The sequence below is a fragment of the Naasia aerilata genome (genome assembly GCF_030296595.1).
In the GTDB taxonomy this organism is placed as follows: Bacteria; Actinomycetota; Actinomycetes; order Actinomycetales; family Microbacteriaceae; genus Naasia; species Naasia aerilata.
On sequence record NZ_AP027731.1, the window covers coordinates 3290414 to 3308009 of the forward strand.

22 protein-coding genes are annotated in these 17596 nt (G+C 71.9%); 10 read left to right on the top strand and 12 right to left on the bottom strand.

Features of this window, described 5'->3' with window-relative positions; translation table 11 throughout:
- Positions 1-86 precede the first annotated feature (86 nt).
- The 4 genes from QUE51_RS17055 to QUE51_RS17070 form a co-directional block, all read right to left on the bottom strand.
- On the bottom strand, positions 87-446 hold the full coding sequence (locus tag QUE51_RS17055; protein ID WP_286277516.1) for a hypothetical protein: 360 nt from the start codon (positions 444-446) through the stop codon (positions 87-89).
- Entirely contained in the window at positions 365-889 is a 525-nt protein-coding gene (locus tag QUE51_RS17060) for a DUF1353 domain-containing protein (protein WP_286277517.1), read from the bottom strand. Before QUE51_RS17060 ends, QUE51_RS17055 begins: the two co-directional genes overlap by 82 nt.
- Before the next feature lie 42 nt (positions 890-931).
- The gene (locus QUE51_RS17065) at positions 932-1765 is read right to left on the bottom strand and encodes an aldo/keto reductase (RefSeq protein ID WP_286277518.1); all 834 of its coding nucleotides are present in this window, start codon (positions 1763-1765) and stop codon (positions 932-934) included.
- 963 nt (positions 1766-2728) lie between these two features.
- Complete coding sequence (locus tag QUE51_RS17070; protein ID WP_286277519.1) at positions 2729-3100, bottom strand: FKBP-type peptidyl-prolyl cis-trans isomerase; 372 nt, start codon at positions 3098-3100, stop codon at positions 2729-2731.
- Positions 3101-3126: 26 nt separating this feature from the next.
- Here QUE51_RS17070 and QUE51_RS17075 point away from each other — a divergent pair, with 26 nt between their 5' ends.
- On the top strand, positions 3127-3852 hold the full coding sequence (locus QUE51_RS17075; protein WP_286277520.1) for a M50 family metallopeptidase: 726 nt from the start codon (positions 3127-3129) through the stop codon (positions 3850-3852).
- Between the two features lie 3 nt (positions 3853-3855).
- On the opposite strand, the gene QUE51_RS17080 is transcribed toward QUE51_RS17075, so the two are convergent.
- Complete coding sequence (locus tag QUE51_RS17080; protein ID WP_286277522.1) at positions 3856-5037, bottom strand: PrsW family intramembrane metalloprotease; 1182 nt, start codon at positions 5035-5037, stop codon at positions 3856-3858.
- Between the two features lie 320 nt (positions 5038-5357).
- On the opposite strand from QUE51_RS17080, the gene QUE51_RS17085 reads away from it, so the two are divergent.
- The gene (locus QUE51_RS17085) at positions 5358-5642 is read left to right on the top strand and encodes a hypothetical protein (RefSeq protein ID WP_286277523.1); all 285 of its coding nucleotides are present in this window, start codon (positions 5358-5360) and stop codon (positions 5640-5642) included.
- A 106-nt stretch (positions 5643-5748) separates the two neighbouring features.
- Here QUE51_RS17085 and QUE51_RS17090 read toward each other — a convergent pair whose 3' ends face one another.
- Both QUE51_RS17090 and QUE51_RS17095 read right to left on the bottom strand, forming a co-directional pair.
- Positions 5749-5994: a carboxymuconolactone decarboxylase family protein gene (locus tag QUE51_RS17090; RefSeq protein ID WP_286277525.1), complete on the bottom strand. Its 246-nt coding sequence runs from the start codon at positions 5992-5994 to the stop codon at positions 5749-5751.
- The gene (locus QUE51_RS17095) at positions 5988-6314 is read right to left on the bottom strand and encodes a hypothetical protein (RefSeq protein ID WP_286277526.1); all 327 of its coding nucleotides are present in this window, start codon (positions 6312-6314) and stop codon (positions 5988-5990) included. Before QUE51_RS17095 ends, QUE51_RS17090 begins: the two co-directional genes overlap by 7 nt.
- Positions 6315-6423: 109 nt before the next feature.
- Here QUE51_RS17095 and QUE51_RS17100 point away from each other — a divergent pair, with 109 nt between their 5' ends.
- On the top strand, positions 6424-6930 hold the full coding sequence (locus tag QUE51_RS17100; protein WP_286277527.1) for a DUF6328 family protein: 507 nt from the start codon (positions 6424-6426) through the stop codon (positions 6928-6930).
- Between the two features lie 6 nt (positions 6931-6936).
- Here QUE51_RS17100 and ku read toward each other — a convergent pair whose 3' ends face one another.
- On the bottom strand, positions 6937-7896 hold the full coding sequence (gene ku, locus QUE51_RS17105) for a non-homologous end joining protein Ku (RefSeq protein WP_286277528.1): 960 nt from the start codon (positions 7894-7896) through the stop codon (positions 6937-6939).
- A 76-nt stretch (positions 7897-7972) separates the two neighbouring features.
- Between ku and QUE51_RS17110 the strand changes: the two genes are divergently transcribed.
- The 4 genes from QUE51_RS17110 (at position 7973) to QUE51_RS17125 (ending at position 12649) form a co-directional block, all read left to right on the top strand.
- Positions 7973-10492 (top strand): ATP-dependent DNA ligase, encoded by a 2520-nt coding sequence (locus QUE51_RS17110; RefSeq protein ID WP_286277529.1) that lies wholly within the window; start codon positions 7973-7975, stop codon positions 10490-10492.
- The gene (locus QUE51_RS17115) at positions 10489-11535 is read left to right on the top strand and encodes a YihY/virulence factor BrkB family protein (RefSeq protein WP_286277530.1); all 1047 of its coding nucleotides are present in this window, start codon (positions 10489-10491) and stop codon (positions 11533-11535) included. The genes QUE51_RS17110 and QUE51_RS17115 overlap by 4 nt, the downstream gene beginning before the upstream one ends.
- A gap of 81 nt (positions 11536-11616) precedes the next feature.
- On the top strand, positions 11617-11844 hold the full coding sequence (locus QUE51_RS17120; protein ID WP_286277531.1) for a hypothetical protein: 228 nt from the start codon (positions 11617-11619) through the stop codon (positions 11842-11844).
- Between the two features lie 70 nt (positions 11845-11914).
- Positions 11915-12649, top strand: coding sequence for a prolipoprotein diacylglyceryl transferase (locus QUE51_RS17125; protein WP_286277532.1), 735 nt, complete (start codon positions 11915-11917; stop codon positions 12647-12649).
- A 24-nt stretch (positions 12650-12673) separates the two neighbouring features.
- On the opposite strand, the gene QUE51_RS17130 is transcribed toward QUE51_RS17125, so the two are convergent.
- From QUE51_RS17130 to QUE51_RS17145, 4 genes are all read right to left on the bottom strand, one after another.
- On the bottom strand, positions 12674-14122 hold the full coding sequence (locus QUE51_RS17130) for an aspartate ammonia-lyase (protein ID WP_286279453.1): 1449 nt from the start codon (positions 14120-14122) through the stop codon (positions 12674-12676).
- A 110-nt stretch (positions 14123-14232) separates the two neighbouring features.
- Positions 14233-15138: an NADP-dependent oxidoreductase gene (locus QUE51_RS17135; protein WP_286277533.1), complete on the bottom strand. Its 906-nt coding sequence runs from the start codon at positions 15136-15138 to the stop codon at positions 14233-14235.
- A 4-nt stretch (positions 15139-15142) separates the two neighbouring features.
- Positions 15143-15421 (bottom strand): hypothetical protein, encoded by a 279-nt coding sequence (locus QUE51_RS17140; RefSeq protein WP_286277534.1) that lies wholly within the window; start codon positions 15419-15421, stop codon positions 15143-15145.
- A complete protein-coding gene (locus QUE51_RS17145) occupies positions 15418-16602 on the bottom strand; it encodes an inorganic phosphate transporter (protein WP_286277535.1) in 1185 nt (394 codons plus the stop codon). Before QUE51_RS17145 ends, QUE51_RS17140 begins: the two co-directional genes overlap by 4 nt.
- Before the next feature lie 117 nt (positions 16603-16719).
- Between QUE51_RS17145 and QUE51_RS17150 the strand changes: the two genes are divergently transcribed.
- The 3 genes from QUE51_RS17150 to QUE51_RS17160 all read left to right on the top strand — a co-directional run bounded on the left by QUE51_RS17150 (position 16720) and on the right by QUE51_RS17160 (position 17595).
- A complete protein-coding gene (locus QUE51_RS17150; RefSeq protein ID WP_286277536.1) occupies positions 16720-16860 on the top strand; it encodes a hypothetical protein in 141 nt (46 codons plus the stop codon).
- Between the two features lie 64 nt (positions 16861-16924).
- A complete protein-coding gene (locus tag QUE51_RS17155) occupies positions 16925-17326 on the top strand; it encodes a hypothetical protein (RefSeq protein WP_286277537.1) in 402 nt (133 codons plus the stop codon).
- Between the two features lie 107 nt (positions 17327-17433).
- Positions 17434-17595, top strand: a complete 162-nt coding sequence (locus QUE51_RS17160; protein ID WP_286277538.1) for a hypothetical protein — start codon at positions 17434-17436, stop codon at positions 17593-17595.
- Position 17596 lies beyond the last annotated feature (1 nt).

Here is a 17596-nt window from a genome sequence, read left to right on the forward strand (position 1 = left end):
CGTCGCCCGGATGCGAGACCTGGCTCAGCCGTCTCCCCGGGCGACGAGTCTGTCCGGGGCCCGCGCACGCACGTGCGGCCGCCCGGTCAGTGCTCGGCGGACTCGTGCCGCTCGACGGCCGCACGCGTCCGGCGGCGGGCACGCACCTTCGACCGGCGCGTCCGGCCCAGGGGTCCCGCCTTCGGCATGGGGCCCTTCCTCCCGCCGAGCAGCCAGCCAGCGAGCTCGAGTGCCGCGAGCAGGTACTGGCCGAACAGCGCGACGAGCGCGACCGGCCCGAACACGACTCCCGCACAGATGAGGACCGCCATCGCCGGTCCGACGTCCTTCCGCCACAGGAGCGAGGATGCGGCGGCCACCGGGATCACCAGGACGCCGAGCCAGCCGAGGATCCCGAGCAGTCCGGCCCAGATCGCGAGGACCGCGAGGACCGCGTGAGCGGCCATCGCCACCGTCTGCCAGCGGCGCGGCCCCAGTAGCGCTCGAAGGTCACCGCGGCCCACAGGAGTGAGGTGCGCAGGGGCGTGCTGCCGGACTCGCGCAGGGAGACGCGGAACAGCCGGTCGGCCTCCCGCCGCTGCGCGATCCAGACGTCCGGATCGGGGTTGAGCGCCTCCCACCAGAGCTGGTCGTGCAGGAGGGCGGGAGCGGTCTGGCGCCCGTGGCTGGCGATCAGGCCCCAGAGGAACGGCGGCACCGAGGCGAGGTCGCTCGCGTTCGAGCCCTTCGCCGGGCGCGACGGGTCGTGCGCGCGCACGACGATCCGCTCGGACTCGGGCCGGCCCTTCTCCAGGAACGTGAACGGCCGAGCCAGCTGGAAGGTTCCCGGCGCCCGCTGGATCAGGGCGATGCGATCCAGCCGCTTGCCGTCCTCACGCGCGAACGGCATGGTCAGCGCGGGGCTGCGCCGCGGGTGCGACGCGAGACCGGGTCAGAACTCCTCATGCGTGTCCGGATCGGCGTCCCACAGCCGGCCGTTCTCGAGGCCGGAGATCGCGGCGACCTCGTCGTCGTCGAGCGAGAAGCCGAAGACGTCGAGGTTCTCGCGCTGCCGGTCCGGGTTGCCGGACTTCGGGATCGGGATCGTCCCGAGCTGGACGTGCCAGCGCACCACCACCTGGGACGGCGTGACGCCGTGCGCCTCCGCCGCCCGGACGACGGGCTCGGCGCGGAAGAGGTCGCTCCCCTTGCCGAGCGGGCTCCAGCTCTCGGTCTGCACCCCCAGCTCGGCGTGCACGGCGCGGAGCGCGGCCTGGGGGAAGTAGGGGTGCAGCTCCACCTGGTTGACGGCGGGAGCGACCCCGGTCTCCTCGACGACGCGGCGCAGCTGCGCCTCAGTGAAGTTGGAGACACCCGCTGAGCGCAGGACGCCGTCCTCCCGCAGCTTGAGGAAGGCGCGGAACGACTCCACGTACTTGTCGACCTTGGGCAGGGGCCAGTGGATGAGGTAGAGGTCGAGGTAGTCGAGGCCGATCGTCTGCCGGCTCTCCTCGAAGGAGGCCAGCGTCTCCTCGTAGCCGTGGTGCCTGCCGGGGAGCTTGCTGGTGATCACGAAGTCCTCGCGCGGCACCCCTGACCGCCGCACGGCCTCGCCCACCTCGCGCTCGTTGCCGTAGTTCATGGCGGTGTCGAGCAGCCGGTATCCCGCCTCGATGCCGGCGAGCAGCGACGCGATGCCCTCCTCGCCGCGCAGGCCGTAGGTGCCGAGGCCCACCGCGGGGATGGAGCGGCCGTCATTGAGGGTCAGGGTGTCGATCGCCGTCATCCCTTCAGCCTACGAGTGCCGCACGCCCCCACGTGCCCGGATTGGGGCGTCCCCGCGTCTTGTCGGCTCGGCACGGAGGGGCGCATTCTGAAGTCCTACAAGAGAACTCGTCGGGAGTCGGAAGAGCCGGAGGCAGCGCCCCGGCCATCGGGCCCGACGAGTTCTCTTTCTGCGTCTTGAGCTGCCGGCACCGCTGAGCGCGCCCCGTACCCGCCCCGCGCTCACCGAGCGCGCCCCGTAACGACGAGCGCGCCCCGTAAACACCCCGCGCTCGTCGTCTCGCACCGCGCTCGGCGGGAGAGGTGCTGGGCGGCGGCGTCTCGCTGCGCGCTCACCGAGTGGGGATGCACGCCGGCGTCTCGCACCGCGCTCACCGAGCGCGGCCCGTAACGACGAGCGCGCCCCGTAAACACCCCGCGCTCGGCGACTCGCACCGCGCTCGGCGAGAGAGGGGCTCCGCGGCAGCGTCTCACACCGCGCTCGACGGGCGAGAATGCACGCCGGCGTCTCGCACCGCGCTCACCGAGCGCGGCCCGTAACGACGAGCGCGCCCCCGTAGACACCCCGCGCTCGTCGACTCGCACCGCGCTCAGCGGGAGAGGTGCACCGCGGCGGCGTCACGCACCGCGCTCGACGAGAGGGGGATGGCGCGGGCGTCTCGCACCGCGCTCACCGACCGCGCCCCGTAACGACGAGCGCGCCCCGTAGACACCCCGCGCTCGGCGTCTCGCACCGCGCTCGACGGGAGAGGTGCACCGCGGCGGCGTCTCGCACCGCGCTCGGCACGCGACACCGCCCGCGACAGGCACGCGGAACACGCTGGAACGAAACGGGCCCTGCCAGCCCGAGCCCCACACCCTCGTATCAAGCCTCGACAGGAACCCCGCGGAGCTTCCGTCGCACGACGCGTGGATTTCGAGACGTCGCTCCGCGAGCTCCTCAATCAGCGGGGTGGAGGATCCCCTACGACACGCCCAGCAGGTCGATGACGAAGATCAGCGTCTTGCCGCTCAGGCGGTGCCCGCCGCCTGCGGGCCCGTAGGCGAGCGCCGGGGGCACGACGAGCTGGCGACGGCCGCCGACGCGCATGCCCGGGATGCCTTGCTGCCACCCGGCGATGAGGTTGCGGAGCGGGAAGTTGATGGACTGGCCCCGGTTCCAGGAGGAGTCGAACTCGTCGCCCGTGTCGTACTCGACACCCAGGTAGTGCACGTTCACCGTGGCGCCCGGGGCGGCCTCCGGGCCGTCTCCCACGACGATGTCGGTCACCTCGAGGGTGCTGGGCGCGGGGCCCTCGGGGGCGTCGATCTCGGGCTTCTCGCTTGCGTTGCTCATACGGCAAGTCAAGCGACAATGGCGGAGTGGAGCAACTCGCGGACCTCTGGTCACGGGTGACCGCGAGTCAGCCCGCCCTCGACGCGCCCCTCGTCTGGCTGGCCCTGGCCGTCTCAGCGGCCGCCGTGCTCACGCCGGCGTGGCGCCTGAGCCGGCACGGCGTGACGATCGTGCACGAGGCGGGCCACGGCTTCGCCGCCTTCCTCACCGGACGCCGCCTGAACGGGATCCGCCTGCACTCCGACACGTCCGGCGTGACCGTGAGCGTCGGCCGGCCCAGCGGGCTCGGGATGGCGCTCACGCTGCTCGCCGGCTATCCAGGGCCGGCGGCGGTGGGGCTCGGCGCCGCCGCGCTCGTCGGGCTCGGCCACCCGGCGGGAGCCCTCTGGGCCCTCCTCGGACTGCTCGTGCTGGTGCTCGTGCAGATCCGGAACTGGTTCGGCCTGTGGTCGATCCTGGTCGCGGGAACCGCGGTCTTCGCCCTCACCTGGTGGGGTCCGGCCGAGTGGCAGAGCTTCGGCGCGGTAGCCGTGTCGGGCTTCCTGCTGCTGGGCGGGGTGCGCACCGTTCTCGAGCTCCAGTCGGCGCGACGGCGGCTGGGGCGCGGGCGCCGAGGCACGACGGACGCGGATCAGCTGTCGCGCGTCGCCGGGCTGCCCGGCCTGCTCTGGGTCGGCTTCTTCCTGCTGCTCGCGCTCGCCTGCGCGGGGGCGGGCGCACTGCTCCTGCTGCGTCTGCCGCCGCCCTGGTGAGCGCTAGGCGAGCAGGGCGCGCCGGTCCTCGCTGATCGAGGCGAGCAGGGTCTGCTCGTCCGGCGCGGCACCGATGGCCGAGCGGCCAACGAGCAGCCGCTGACGGGTGTGGGCAAGGCGCGTCGAGTCGCGCACGAAGCGCTTCATGGCCTGCACCCGGCTGCCGCCGCCAGGCACGGGCGGCTGGGATCGAGCCCAGGACAGCGCGTGCCGTCGGCCGTTCCAGGTGGACAGCAGATCGACCTCGCCTGGCGTGAACCAGCCCACGGAGGCGTACTCCCCCAGTCGCTCGCGCGTCAGCCGGCGCTCGTGCACCCGCAGCGCGATGACGAGGGCGACGGCGCCGAGGAACAGCGGGACCTGGACGAGCGCGTAGTAGCTGAGGATGTCCGAGAAGAGGAAGAACGCGCCGTTCCAGAGAGCGTGCAGCAGGGCGGCGGGGATCAGGCCCAGCAGGTAGAAGCCGAAGGCGCCGAGAGCGCCGGTCCGGCGGGAGGCGATCCCGAGCGCCAGCCCGGTGCACGAGGTGAACATGACGTGGGCGAAGGGTGAGAAGAGGCCGCGCACGACGAAGGTGACGGCGAGACCGCTGGTGCCGCCCTCGAGAAGGGCCTGGCCGAAGTAGAGGATGTTCTCGGAGAAGGCGAATCCGCCTGCCACCGTCGCGGCGTAGACGAGCCCGTCCAGCGGTCCGTCGAAGTAGCGCCGAGCGACCCAGAGGATCAGCAGGACACCGAAGCCCTTCGCGCCCTCCTCCACGAGAGGAGCCTGGATGACGGCGCCGGCCATCTCCCCGACCGCCGGCCTGCCTGCCACCTGCGCCGCGATGGTGACGCTGAAGTCGACGAGGAGCGCCACGACCACCGAGACGCCCGCTCCCCAGAGAAAGGCGAACCAGAGCGCCGCCCGGGGCTCGGGCTCCCACCGGTCGATCCACCGGATCGTCAGGAGCACGATGAGGAGCGGGACCATCGCCGCCACCGCCGCGATGAGCACGCCGCCGACTCCGAAGCCGAGGATGAAGTAGCCGATCACGACGAGGAGCAGGAGAGCGCCCAGCGCGATCCCGATGGCGGTGGCCACGACGGTGCCCGTTCCGGCGCCGCGGTGCGGGGACTGCTGCCAGAGCGGGGCGACGGGAGTGGGCGAGGCGGCGGGCGCGGGCGCCCCCGGGGTCATCGTCATGGCCACACGATAGCGACGGCGGAGGGCACGAGCCGCTCCTTGACACCCCCTCACGGAAGAGTGTCGTGAGTTCATCCCCGGAGCGGCATGCGCTGACGTTCCCGCAGCTCGGCCGGCATGTAACCGTGGACCCGTCGATGTCCCCCAATTCCTGAAGGTTTCTCGAGAGCCGGAGGATGATCGCGCTCTCAGCATCTGCATGAACTTCGGGCCGTTCGCAAGCCCTTTCGGCCCACTGAGAAGGTGCTGTAGACCTGCTTGTACCCCGGTTGCCCCGGGGTAGCGTCTGACACGCACGACGCGGTGCGAGGAGCGTATTGATGAGCATTCGAGAGATAGCACGGCCGGTCGAGCAGTACGACCAGTCGAAGCCGTACCACCCCTACGCCCGGCAGATCGACGATGGCCAGTGGATCGTCGAGGAGCCCGGAGCACTGCGTCCCCTCGGCTTCGTGCAGTCCAGGACGACCGCGGGCGGAACCCTCGAGTTCGTGGTGTTCCCGTGGCACGACGAGTCGATTACGGTCCGGCAGTTCGACGGGTCTCACCCGACGCTCTTCCACGCCGTCTCCTGGCTGCGCTGGCACGAGTCGGCGCGGCGCTGAGACTTCCCCTTCGAGGCCCGGACGGTCCACCGTCCGGGCCTTCTCCTGTCCGTGGCGGATGAGCTCTCCGTGCGCGAGCGTCGTCAGTCGAGCGCTCGCGCGGAGCTCACTCCGCTCCGCTCTCGAGCGCGTTCATCGCCAGCTCCGGCTCGGCGTCCTCAGCTCGGTGCAGCTCGGGGTCGACCGGGACCCGGCCGACCGCGTTCGCGACGTTGGTGGCGACCATGAGGCCCGCGAAGGCCACGAGCAGCACACGCTGGGCCGGCGCGAACTGCCGCGACAGGCTGGCGTAGAGCGGCTCCGGGATGCTGTGCGGCGCTCGAACCAGCTCACGGCCGAACTCCATCAGCACGCGGTCCCGCTCGCCGGCGGGCGTGCCGTCGGGGTCCTCCCCGCTCCTTCGAGCACCCGCCGGAAGAACAGCGAGCACGCGTCGCACCCGTACTCGTCGGAGATGGCGTAGGAGAAGAGGCTGACCGCCCGCTCCCCGATCACGGCCACGAGCTCGTCTTTGAGCGTGTACCACTCGAGGTACGCGCGGAAGCTCGGCACGTGCCCGAGGAGTGCCGCTCGCAGGTTCGAGATCCGGCCGTGCGACTCGATCAGCTGGGCTCGAGCGGTGCGGGCCTCGGCGCTGAGGTCGTCCGCCTGCGGGATGGGGAGGAAGTCCATGGGCGTCAGCCTAGGTCGCCCGGCCCACCCCTGCCCAGGGCCTCCGCCCTCGCGGCGAGGGGGCGCGTCGTACTGCGCTGACACGCCCCCGTTTCCTAGACTGAAGCGCATGTCGCACAGCGCGGGGGCACCGGATCGGCAGCGCGAGGACGCGGTGGCCGGCGACGGCCGGGACGAGACCGAGAACGAGCGGCTCGACCGGAACTGGAACGAGCTCCTCCAGGAGCTGCGCGTCACGCAGACGGGAACCCAGATCCTGACGGGATTCCTGCTGACCCTCGCGTTCCAGCCCAAGTTCACGGACCTCGACGGCTTCCAGGTCGGCGTCTACCTCGCGCTGATCGGCCTCGCCGCACTCAGCACGGCGCTCGGCCTCGGGCCCGTGAGCCTGCACCGCGCACTGTTCCGGAAGCAGCGGAAGGCCGAGGTGGTGCGGATCGCCGACCGGCTGCTGCAGGCGATCCTGCTCTGCGTCGGCCTGGTCATCACCGGCGTCGTGCTGCTCATCTTCGACGTCGTGCTCGGCCGGACCGTCGGCATCGTGTCGGCCGCCGTCACGGCCGTGGTCGTCGTCCTCGTCTGGCTCGCGCTGCCCGCGACCGCACGCCGCCGCTAGGCGGCGTCAGGCGGAGGCGCGCTTGCGCTTCGGCGCGGTCTCGGCGGGCTCCTCCGCGCCCTCGGACGCGGCCTTCTTGCCCTTGCCGCCACCCTTCTTCTTGCCCTTGCCGTCCTTCTTGTCCTCGGCCGGCGGCTCGTCGTCGCCCGCGTCGGCCGGCGCCGCGTCGTCCTTCTTAGAGGACCGGTTCCGCTCCACGCTGCGGCGGAGCGCCTCCATGAGGTCGAGGACCTCGCCGCCGTCCGCCTCGTCGGCCGTCTCGCCGAACGTCTTCTCCTTGTCGATCGCCTCGCCCTGCTCGAGCTTCGCGTCGATGAGCTTGCGGAGCTGCTCCTGGTACTCGTCGGTGAAGTTCTCCGGCGTGAAGTCGCTCTCGAAGCTCTTCACGAGCGAGGAGGACATCTTCAGCTCCTTCTCGGAGATGTCGACCTTCTCGTTCAGCGACTTGAAGTTGGCCTCCCGCACCTCGTCGCCCCAGAGGAGCGTCTGCAGCACGAGCACGTCGCCCTTCACCCGCAGTGCGGCGAGCCGCATCTTCTGACGGATCGCGAACTTGACGATGGCAGTCCGGTCCGTCTGCTGCAGCGTCTCGCGCAGCAGCACGTAGGCCTTCGGCGAGCGCGAGTCCGGCTCGAGGTAGTAGCTGCGCTCGTACATGATCGGGTCGACCTGGTCGCTGGGCACGAACTCGACGACGTCGATCTCCCGGTTCTGCTCGACGGGGAGCGAGGCCAGGTCGTCCGGCGTGATGACGACCGTGCGGTCGCCGTCGTCGTACGCCTTCTGGATGTGGCTGAACTCGACGACCTCGCCGTCGATCTCGCAGATGCGCTGGTAGCGGATGCGTCCGCCGTCGGCGTCGTGGACCTGGTGCATGGGGACGTCGTGGTCCTCCGTGGCGCTGTAGACCTTCACCGGCACGTTGACCAGGCCGAATGTGATCGCGCCCTTCCAGATGGACCTCATGCCCCCAGTATTCCGCGTTTGATCAGGTGAGCGGTAGCGTTGACAATCCGGCTGACGGCATGCCGGAGGAGGTCGCATGGCGCGCTCGAGCGGGGACGCGGTGGTCGTGGACGGTCGACGCCTCCGCCTGACCCACCTCGACAAGGTGCTCTACCCCGAGACGGGAACCACCAAGGCCGAGGTGATCGACTACTACGCGCGGGTCGCCGCCGTGCTCCTGCCCCACACCCGGGAGCGTCCGCTGACCCGGAAGCGCTGGGTCAACGGCGTCGGCACGGAGTCGGCGCCGGGCGAGGTGTTCTTCCAGAAGAACGTCGACGACGGCGCTCCCGACTGGATCCCGCGACGCGTCCAGCACCACAAGTCGCACACGATCGAGTACCCGCTGCTCAACGACCGCGCGACTCTGGCCTGGGCCGCTCAGGTGTCCTCCCTCGAGCTCCACGTGCCGCAGTGGCGCTTCGACGCCCAGGGCACGCCCCAGAACCCGGACCGCCTCGTCCTCGACCTGGACCCCGGCCCGGGCACGGGGCTGCAGGAGTGCGCGGAGATCGCGCGCCGGGTGCGCCCGATCCTCGAGGGCGTCGGGCTCCGCCCGTTTCCCGTGACGAGCGGAAGCAAGGGCATCCACCTCTATGCCCATCTCGACGGCAGTCAGACGAGCGACGAGATCTCGGCCTTCGCCCACGAGCTCGCGCGCGCCCTGGAGGCCGATGATCCGGACCTCATCGTCAGCGACATGAAGAAGACGCTGCGGGTGGGCAAGGTGCTCGTCGACTGGAGCCAGAACAGCGCGGCGAAGACGACGATCGCGCCGTACTCGCTGCGCGGGCGCGCGCACCCCACGGTCGCCGCGCCGCGCACGTGGGAGGAGCTGGACGATCCGGGCCTTGCCCACCTCCTCTTCTCAGAGGTGCTCGAGCGAGTGGCCCGGGACGGCGACCTGCTGGCGGCTCTCGATCCGCCCCGGGTCCTCGAGCCGACGCCGGAGCGCATGGCCACGTTCGAGACCACTCCCGAGAGCGCCGACCGGCTCGCGAAGTACCGGAGCATGCGGGATGCGTCGAAGACGCCGGAGCCGGTCCCCGCCGAGCCGGCGCTGCCCTCCGACGGGCAGAGCTTCGTCATCCAGGAGCACCACGCGCGCCGCCTGCACTACGACTTCCGGCTGGAGCGCGACGGCGTCCTCGTGTCCTGGGCGGTCCCCAAGGGCGTCCCGGAGAGCGTCAGCGAGAACCACCTCGCCGTGCACACCGAGGACCACCCGCTCGAGTACGGCACCTTCGAGGGCCGCATCCCGGCCGGGGAGTACGGCGGCGGCGAGGTCACCATCTGGGACGCCGGCACCTACGAGCTCGAGAAGTGGCGCGACTCCGAGGTCATCGTGACGCTGCACGGCCGCCCCGGCGGACCCCTCGGCGGCCCGGTGCGCGTGGCGCTGATCCGCACCGGGCGAGCGCCTGGTGACGAGAAGAACTGGCTGATGCATCGCATGAAGCCCGAGCACGGCTCCCCCGCTGCCGCGGAACCCGTCGTGGCGGCCCCGGGCACGCAGGACCCGCCCAGCCCTGTCGCGGAATCGGCGCGAGGTGCTGCAGAAGCCGACAGGTCGGCGATCCGGGATCTCCTCGAGCGCGGCCCCATGCTCGCCACCCTCGGCACCGAGGACACGGTGGGCAGCGGTCACGACTGGGCGTTCGAGATGAAGTGGGACGGCATCCGCGCGCTCGTCGAAGTGCGGGACGGCCGGGTTCGCGTGGTCAGCCGCAATAGGAACGACCTGACCGCCGGCTATCCCGAGCTCGCCGGCGTGCCGGCCCCCGTCTCGGCCGGCACGGCCCTGCTCGACGGGGAGATCGTCGCCATCGGCCGAGGCGGACGACCGGACTTCGGCCTGCTGCAGCAGCGCATGAACCTGCAGCGCGAGGCCGACATCCAGGCCGCGCGCCGGTCCGTGCCCGTGCACCTCATGGTCTTCGACCTGCTCGAGGTCGACGGGCGCGCCCTCCTCGACCGGCCGTACTCCGAGCGCCGCGAGCTCCTCGCGCGCACGGTGGCATCCACCGGGGTCGTGCAGGTCCCGCCGGAGTTCTCGGGCGCCGAGAGCACCGTCCAGGAGGCGCTCGCCGCAAGCAAGGAGCTGGGGCTCGAGGGATTGGTCGCCAAGAAGCGCGACTCGCTCTACTCGGCGGGCCGCCGATCCCCGTCGTGGGTGAAGATCAAGCATCACCTGATGCAGGAGGTCGTGATCGGCGGTTGGCGTCCCGGACAGGGCGGACGGAGCGGAGCCATCGGCTCGCTCCTCCTCGGCATCCCCGGCGACGGCGGCCTGACGTACGTCGGCAAGGTCGGAACCGGCTTCACGAGCCGCTCGCTCGCCGAGATCGGCGCCCGGCTGGCGCCGCTCGAGCAGACCGACAACCCCTTCCTCGACATCCCGCGCCCCGACGCGAAGGACGCGCACTGGGTCTCACCCGAACTCGTCGGCGAGGTGGAGTTCGCCGAGTGGACGGGGCCGGGCCGGCTGCGGCAGCCCTCCTGGCGCGGGTGGCGCACCGACAAGGCTCCGGGCGACGTCGTCCGGGAAGACGCGTGACGCGCCGCCCCCGGCTCGTCCGCCCCCGCGACTGGTCCTACGTCCTCCGGCGCACCGGGCACTCGTTCGTGCGGTACCGGGGCATCGACTCCGCAGCCGCACTGACCTTCTTCTCGGCGATCACCCTGTTCCCCGCGGCCCTGACCGTGATGTCGGCGCTCGCCCTCCTCGACGGATCCCGCGCGGTGGACTTCGTGCTCAAGGTCGTGAGCGAGGTGGCCTCCGACCGCATGGTGGAGACGGTTCGCGGCCCGCTGGAGCAGTTCACCCAGCTCGGGAATCCGGGCGGCGCTCTCCTCGTGGGCGTCGTGCTGACGCTCTGGACGGGATCCGCCTACTCCACGGCGTTCGGGCGCGCGGTGAACACGCTCTACGGGACGCAGGAGGGCCGGCGGATCTGGAAGTTCCGCGCCCTCATGATCGTCGTGACCCTGCTGCTCACCTGCGGTCTCGCGCTCGAGCTGCTCCTGCTGCTCGGCACGCCCCGCGTCGCCGCGGCCGCCGCCGAGGTGGCCGGCATCGGAGAGCCGTGGGTCTCGGTGTGGAACCTCGCGCGCTGGCCGGTCCTGATCCTCCTCGCGGCCGCGCTCATCGCGCTCCTGTTCTTCTGGACGCCGACGGTCGACCGGCAGACCGTGCCCTGGTTCTCGTCGGGAGCGATCCTCGCCCTGTGCGGCTGGACACTCGCGACCATAGGGTTCTGGCTCTACGTCACCGGGATCGCCCACTACAACGAGCTCTACGGGTGGGTCGGCGGTGCGCTCGTCGTGCTCCTCTGGCTGTACCTCAGCAACCTGATGCTGGTGCTCGGCGCGGGACTCGACGCCGAGCTCACGCGCATGACGCAGCTCCGCCAGGGCATCGAGTCGGAGGCGACCATCCGCGTGCCCATGCGGGACACCGCGCGGAACCTCATCATCGCCCGGTCCCTCGCGCGGGACGTGGCCGAGGGTCGCGCGATCCGTGAGGAGTCCGCCGCCTCCCCCGAGGCTCGGGGGGACCTGGGCGGGGTCGAGCCCGGCCCCGAGGTCCAGCCCGGCTGAGTCCGCTTCCGCACTCCCCCGCGAGCAGGCTGGGAGGATCCTCCCGGGTACGGGAGAGCGCCCCCGGCGTAGGCTGAGTGCATGAGTTCACGCGAATACGAGACCCCGGACGAGGCTGCAGTCGTCTCCGACTTCTCCACTCCGGCGGACGCCGATTTCACCACGCCGGGCAACCCGATCCAGAGCGAGGAGCACCTCGAGGAGCTGGACGAGGCCCAGGCCACCCGCAAGCCGGAGACGCCCGGCGATCCCCTCACCGACGACGGGCTCGAGGAGACCAACCGCCGGACCTCCCCGGCGACCCGCTGAACCCGCTCGACGACGTCCGGGGCGACCGCCGCGACGCCACCCCCGGCGATCCTCTCGAGGAGCGCTGACCGTGCGACTCAGAGCACTCTTCGTCCTCGGCGGCGCCCTCGGCTACGTGCTGGGCACTCGCGCCGGTCGCGAGCGGTACCTGCAGCTGAAGGAGCGCGCGGACGAGGTCTGGAGCGACCCGCGCGTGACGAAGGCGCGCGAGGACGCCGCCCGGTACGCGCGCGAACAGGCTCCCGTCCTGCGGGACGCGGCCACGAAGACGAGCGAGGCCGCGAAGGAGGCCGCCGCCCGGGCCGCCGAGGTCGCGCGCGAGCTCGCCGAGAAGACCGCCACGGCGGCGCGTGAGGTCGCGGACCGCACCTCGACCACCGCGCGCGAGGTCGTCGATCGGACCTCGACCACGGCGAAGGATGTCGCGTCCAAGGTGACCGGCGCCGCGACCGACGCCCGGGGGCGGGTGTCGGACACCGCGACGGACGTGCAGAAGCGCGTCACCGACCGCGCCGACGAGATCAAGGAGCGCAGCGACCGCGCCATCCGCAGCGCCGCCGAGGCGCGGGACGAGGCGCTCGCGGCGCTCGACGACGAGGACGACGAGACGGAGACCGCCTTCGAGACCGAGGCGTCCGAGCCGGACGCCGCCGAGATCCCCTCGGGCGACGCGGCGGCAGCCGAGGGCGGGTCCGAGGCGGCCGACTTCGCGGTGGACGCCGACGGCGTCACGACCGGCGACCCGCACGAGGTCCCGGACGCGGCCACGGCCACGGGTTCCGAGACCGGTCCCTCCGGGCGCTGAGGCTCGAGCCCGGCGCCCGCGCGGCTAGCGCTCCGCGGGCGCCGGGAACTGCTGCACGGGCGGCAGGACCGGGATGGGCGCCGTCGCGGTCGGCTGCCCCGCCAGCCGCTCGAGCGCGAGCAGCTGGGTGACCTCCTCGCGCGTGAGCAGGCCGGACTCGACCACGAGGTCGGCGACGTCCCGGTGCCCGGCCAGAGCCTGCTTCGCCAGGGCGGCCGCGGCGGCGTAGCCGATGTACGGGGTGAGTGCCGTCACGATGCCGACCGAGGCGCCCACCATCTGGCTGAGGCGCCGCTCGTTGGCGGTGATCCCGTCCACGCAGTTCACCCGCAGAGTGCGGCAGCCGTTCTCCAGCCAGGTGAGGCTCTGCAGCAGCGAGTGGGCGATGATCGGCTCGAACGCGTTGAGCTGCAGCTGCCCCGCCTCCGCGGCCATCGTGACGGTGACGTCGGCGCCCGCGATCGAGAACGCGATCTGGTTGACGACCTCCGGGATGACCGGGTTCACCTTGCCCGGCATGATGGACGACCCGGCCTGGCGCGGCGGCAGGTTGATCTCGCCGAAGCCCGCCTGGGGCCCGGATGACAGCAGCCGGAGGTCGTTGCAGATCTTGGAGAGCTTGATCGCCGACCGCTTGAGCGTGCCCGAGAGGGACATGAAGACGCCCGCGTCGGAGGTGGCCTCGACGAGGTCCTGGGCGGTGACGTGGTCGAATCCCGTGATGGCGCGCAGGTGCCGGTTCACGGCGGGCGCGTAGCCGGGGTCGGCGGTGATCCCGGTGCCGATGGCCGTCGCGCCGAGGTTGTGCTCGTAGAGCAGCGGCGTCGTCTCCCTCAGGCGGGAGTGGTCCTCCCCCAGCGTGACCGCGAAGCTCCGGAACTCCTGGCCGAGCGTCATCGGCACCGCATCCTGCAGCTGGGTGCGCCCGACCTTGAGGATGTGCGCGAACTCCTGCCCCTTGTAGGCGAAGGAGAGGCGCAGGCGGTCGAGCTCGTCGAGCAGCGCGTCGACGCCCATGCAGAGCGCGACCTTGAGCGCCGTCGGATAGACGTCGTTGGTCGACTGGCTGCGATTGACGTCGTCGATCGGGTGCAGGAACGCGTAGTCGCCCTTCGGGCGTCCCGCGAGCTCCAGTGCCCGGTTGGCGATGACCTCGTTGGCGTTCATGTTGGTGCTGGTGCCCGCGCCGCCCTGCACGACGCCGACGACGAACTGCTCGTCGAGCAGCCCGGCTCGCACGTCCGCGCAGGCGGCATCGATGAGCTCGGCCTTGTCGGCCGGCAGCACGCCGAGCTCCGCGTTGGCTCGGGCCGCCGCCTGCTTCACGGCGCCGAGGGCGTGGACGAAGTTCGGATACACCGAGATCGGCCGCCGCGAGATGGGGAAGTTCTCCAGAGCTCGGGCGGTGTGGATTCCCCAGTACGCGTCTGCGGGGACCTGCACCGATCCGACCGAGTCGGTCTCGGTGCGCATCGGGATGGGGTCGAGGGCGTCGCTGTCCACGGAGCCGACCCTACCGCCGGGCGCCGACGCGCGCCGATCCGCCCTGCCGACGGGTGGGTCCGGGACCACGCCCCCTCTCCTCAGAAGCGCAGGACGACCTTGCCGCGCAGGTGACGGCCCTCGAAGTGCTCGTAGGCCGCGACGACATCCTCGACGGGGAACACGCGGTCGATCGGGAGCACCACCTCCCCCGCCGCCACGAGGGACGCGACGCGCGCGAGGTCCGCCGAGTCGGCCGGGCCGGACGGGAGGGCAGCGGTGCCGAGCTCCTCGGCGGCCGGGCGGTCTGCGAGGGTCACGATGCGCGAGGGCGCCACGCCGAGCGCCAGGCCGGCCTCGATGGTCTCGCGGCCGTGCAGGTCGAGGACGGCCGTGACCGGCCCCGGCGCAGCCCGGCGGACGCGCTCCGCGAGCTCGGGACCGTACGGCACGCGGAGCACGCCGACCGACTCCAGGAAGTCGGCGTTCCGGTCGCCGGCCGTGCCGAGGACGGTCGCGCCCGCGAGTCGCGCGAGCTGCACGACCACCGATCCCACTCCGCCTGCGGCGGCGCTCACCAGCACCGTGTCGGCGGGGCCGATCCCGGCGAAGCGCACCAGCTCGGCGGCGGTCCGCCCCGCCACGTCGAGCCCTCCCGCCACCTCCACCGGGAGTGCCGCCGGTCTCGCCACGATCTCCTCGGGCTTCACCCGTACGGCGTCGGCCTGGGAGCGGAAGTACGCCCTGCCGAGCACGGGCTGGCCGGCCGAGAACCCGGTCGCTCCCTCGCCGAGCTCCTCGACGACGCCGGCGAACTCGCTGCCGTTGCCCGCCGGGAAGCGGACGTCGCCCTCGCGGCCCTCCCGGCGCTTCGTGTCGTACACGTTGAGCCCGGCCGCCTCCACCCGCACGCGGATGCGACCAGCAGGCGTGGCGACGTCGTCGACCGGCTCGTAGGCCAGGACGGACGGCCCGCCGAAGCGGGAGAACCGGACGGCCCGGACCATCCGCTCAGCCTCGGTGGAAGAAGGGGACGATCAGGTAGACGCCGTACAGGACGACGAGCGAGCCCAGGGTGAAGCAGGCGATGCCGCCGATCGTCGCCATGGCCGGCCGTGTCGCCGCGGCCACGTCGTCGGTCTCGTCGTCGCGCGCGGGGGCGACCGCGGCGGACCCGGCGGGCGGGACGGCGAGCAGCTTGATGCCTGTCGCGATCAGGGTGACCGTCACTGCCGCGCCGACGATGGAGGCGACGGCGACGACGACCAGGGCGAGCCAGTCGATGTTCACGCGGTCTGGCTCCTCGGCTTCTTCTTCGGCTTGACCTTCTTGATCTTGACGATCTGGCCCGCCGCGTTGACCTCCTTCTCAAGGCTTGCGCTGTCGACGCGGTCGTTGCGGGAGAGCACGAAGATGGCGGTGATGAAGGCGACGCCGAGGATCGCGTCGATGATGATGCCCACGGGGCCGAGGGAGGCGAGGAGGGCCGCGACCGCGCCGACGATGGCGGCGGCCGGCAGTGTGAACAGCCAGCCGACGACGATGCGGCGCGCGGTCGACCACCGCACGGAGGAGCCCCGCCGGCCGAGGCCCGAGCCGATCACGGAGCCGGACGCGACGTGCGTCGTCGAGAGCGCGAAGCCGAGGTGCGAGGACGCGAGGATCGTCGCGGCGGTGCTGACCTCCGCGGCGAAGCCCTGAGCCGGCTTCACGGCGGTGAGGCCGGTGCCCATGGTCCGGATGATCCGCCATCCGCCGGAGTACGTGCCGATCGCGATCGCGAGGGCGCAGGCGCCGATCACCCAGAACTCGGGCGAGGACCCCGGCGCCTGGAGACCGGCGGCGATGAGGGCGAGCGTGATGACGCCCATGGTCTTCTGCGCATCGTTCGTGCCGTGGGCGAGGGCGACGAGGGAGGAGGAGAAGACCTGGCCGTAGCGGAAGACACCGCGCCCGTCCGGACGACCGTCATAGCGCCGCGTGATGGCGTACGCGATGCGCGTCGCGGTGAAGGCGGTGAGGCCGGCGATCGCGGGGGCGAAGAGTGCCGGCAGCAGGACCTTCGAGACGACGACGCCGAAGTCCACGGCCTGGAGGCCCGCACCGACGATCGCCGCGCCGATGAGCCCGCCGAACAGAGCGTGGCTCGAGGAGGACGGCAGGCCGAAGAACCAGGTGACGAGATTCCAGACGATGGCGCCGATGAGGCCCGCGAAGATGAACTCCGGCGTGATCTGGACGCCGCCGCTGCCCTCGCGGATGATGCCGCCCGAGATGGTCTTGGCGACCTCGGTCGAGAGGAACGCGCCGACCAGGTTGAGGACCGCGGCGAGGCCGACGGCGACCTTTGGCTTGAGCGCCCCGGTGGCGATCGGCGTGGCCATGGCGTTCGCCGTGTCGTGGAAGCCGTTCGTGAAGTCGAAGAACAGCGCCAGAGCGATGACGAGGACGAGGATGAAGGTCAGGTCCACGGTGCAGACCCGTCCTGTGCGTCGTCGATCCCGGTGGGCACGGCTCGACTCTAGCGGTACTTCACCCGGCCGTCCCTCCCCCTGTTCGCGGCGGAACGGCCGGCGTACGGTCGCTGCATGGACGAGCAGCGAACCGGCGGAGAGCCGGACGAGAACGAGCAGACGACCCCGTCGCACGAGCAGCAGGTCGAGGAGCAGGCCCAGGCGGAGAGCGAGAACGGGTACAACGACCCCATCGGCGGCCTGCCTATCGCCTGACCCTCAGGGCGCGCACAGCCTGCCCCGGGGCTCCCGGGATAGCGTCGGGAGCAGGAGGTGGAGGGTGGAACTTGGGGCACTCGCCCTCCGCTATGTGCCGTTCCTCGCGATGCTCGCCGTCGCGACGATCGTGATCCTCGACGCGCGCGTCCGCGTCAAGCGTCCCGGCCGAGCCCGGTGGAGCGCGCCGGTCCAGCTGCTGCTGGCCCTCGCGATGCTCGTGCTCGCCACCGTGGCGATCATCGTCTCGCCCGAGGTGGGGCTGCTCGATGCGGCGGGGCGCTCCGCGACGACCCTCACGGGGACGCTGTTCGCCTTCGCGGGGACCGGGGCGGTCGCCCTGCTCACCCTCGTCTGCGGGCTCGCCTGGCCGGCCAGCCCCCATCCACGACGCGGGCTGACCGTGTGGGCGCTGCTCGTCGATGCTCTCGCGGTCGCGATGACCGCCCTCCAGGCCGTCGGCTGAGGCACGGCTTCGCCGCCCGCGCAGCCTCCCCTGCCCGAGTCCCCGCCCTGCTGTCAACCGTGCAGGGCCGCGAGCCCCAGAAGGACCGCCGCGCGTAGGCTCCTGACATGGACACCATCGGCGACGCCGGGCGGAACGGCGACGAGGACATCTCCCCCGAAGACCAGACCGACCGGCCTGACAACACGGTCAACGAGGAGCTCGAGGAGCACGACCTCCCGCCCCTCCCGACGGGCACCGCGCCCGACGGCCCCGCCCCCGCCGCCTGAG